The 1,888-nt window shown below is 31.1% G+C and carries 2 protein-coding genes; both read right to left on the bottom strand.

Annotated elements, in window-relative coordinates:
• A partial coding sequence (gene rlmN / locus ACTG3S_RS04420) for a 23S rRNA (adenine(2503)-C(2))-methyltransferase RlmN (RefSeq protein WP_439128163.1) occupies positions 1-741 on the bottom strand: 741 nt, incomplete at its 3' end.
• 151 nt (positions 742-892) lie between these two features.
• Positions 893-1,888 (bottom strand): tRNA preQ1(34) S-adenosylmethionine ribosyltransferase-isomerase QueA (queA, locus tag ACTG3S_RS04415; RefSeq protein ID WP_439128162.1); only part of this gene is annotated, 996 nt, incomplete at its 5' end.

The raw sequence follows: 1,888 nt of genomic DNA, 5'->3' as shown, positions 1-1,888 counted from the left end.
TAAAGATTCGCGTAAATCTTTTAAAGGAAAATTGGTATTAAATGGCATTATGGATGTTCTAACTTCATCGATTGCAGAGTGTAAAGAAACCGCTAAGTTAAATTTTACTTCTTCATCTGCCATTTTTTTAATCATCTTTGGCACACCAGAAGTAGATACTGTTATTCTTTTTGATGACATCCCTAAACCTTCTGGAGAAGTAATCATCTCTATCGATTTTAATACGTTTTTATAATTCATTAGAGGTTCTCCCATCCCCATAAAAACAATATTTGTTAGTTTATGATTATGATACAATCTACTCTGTTTGTCTATAACTACAACTTGATCGTAAATTTCATCAGGATTTAAATTACGCATTCTTTTTAAACGTGCAGTTGCACAAAACTTGCAATCTAAACTGCAACCAACTTGACTAGACACACAAGCTGTTGTTCTTTTTTCTGTAGGAATTAAAACAGATTCTACCACCAAACCATCGTGTAATTTTATTCCGTTTTTTATAGTGCCATCTTTACTTTTTTGCATAGAATCTACCTTAATGTGGTTGATTACAAAATTGGCTTCTAACATTTCTCTAGTCTCTTTAGAAATGTTAGTCATATCTTTAAAAGTGTGTAAAGATTTACTCCAAAGCCATTCATACACTTGATTTCCACGAAAAGCTTTGTCTCCATTTTCTACAAAAAAAGTTCTTAATTGTTCTTTTGTAAGTGCTCTTATGTCTTTCTTCTTCGTCAAGTTTAGTTATTTTGGTCTTATAAAATTATGTTTGCAAAAATACGCATATATTTTTGATGTTTTTAAGGATACTGGATAAGTCTGTAAATCCATAAAAAAAAACTGACAATTATTAAATTGCCAGTTTTATAAATAGTAATGAATTATATTTTTATATGATTAACATCGCATCTCCGTAAGTAGAAAATCTATAACCTTCCTTTACGGCTTCTTTATAAGCTTCCATTAAAAAATCGTAACCAGCAAATGCTGCTGCTTGCATCATTAATGTAGATTTTGGAGCATGGAAATTGGTAATCATAGAATTGGCAATACTAAATTCATAAGGAGGAAAAATAAATTTATTGGTCCAACCCTCAAAAGCATTTAATTGCTGGTTCGAAGAAACTGAAGATTCTACAGTTCTCATTACTGTAGTACCTACAGCACAAACTCTTCTTTTTTCTGCTTTTGCTTTGTTAATTCTTTTTGCTGAACTTTCAGGTATAATAATCTGTTCAGAATCCATTTTATGTTTCGATAAATCTTCTACTTCTACAGAACTAAAAGTACCCAAACCAACATGCAATGTCATTTCTGCAAAATCTACACCTTTAATTTCTAAACGCTTTAATAAGTGTTTAGAAAAGTGTAAACCTGCTGTTGGTGCAGCAACTGCACCTTCATGTTTTGCAAAAATAGTTTGGTAACGTTCTTCATCTGAAGCTTCTACTTCTCTATCAATTTCTTTTGGCAAAGGTGTTTCACCTAATTCTAGTAATTTTGCTCTAAACTCTTCATAAGAACCATCAAATAAAAAACGTAATGTTCTTCCTCTAGACGTTGTATTGTCTATAACTTCTGCTACTAAACTATCATCTTCACCAAAAAATAGTTTATTACCAATTCTTATTTTTCTTGCAGGATCTACTAAAACATCCCACAATCTGTTTTCTGCATTTAATTCTCTTAATAAGAAAACTTCAATTCTTGCACCTGTTTTTTCTTTGTTTCCGTACATTCTTGCAGGAAAAACTTTGGTATTGTTTAACATCATTACATCACCTTCATCAAAGTAATTAATAACATCTTTAAACAATTTGTGCTCTATAGTACCCTCTTTTTTGTTTAGCACCATTAAACGAGACTCATCTCTATGTTCTGCTGG

The organism is Polaribacter sp. (assembly GCF_965656025.1).
GTDB lineage: Bacteria > Bacteroidota > Bacteroidia > Flavobacteriales > Flavobacteriaceae > Polaribacter.
Note: the sequence above shows the minus strand (reverse complement) of the source record. Positions and strands in the feature narration are given on the sequence as shown.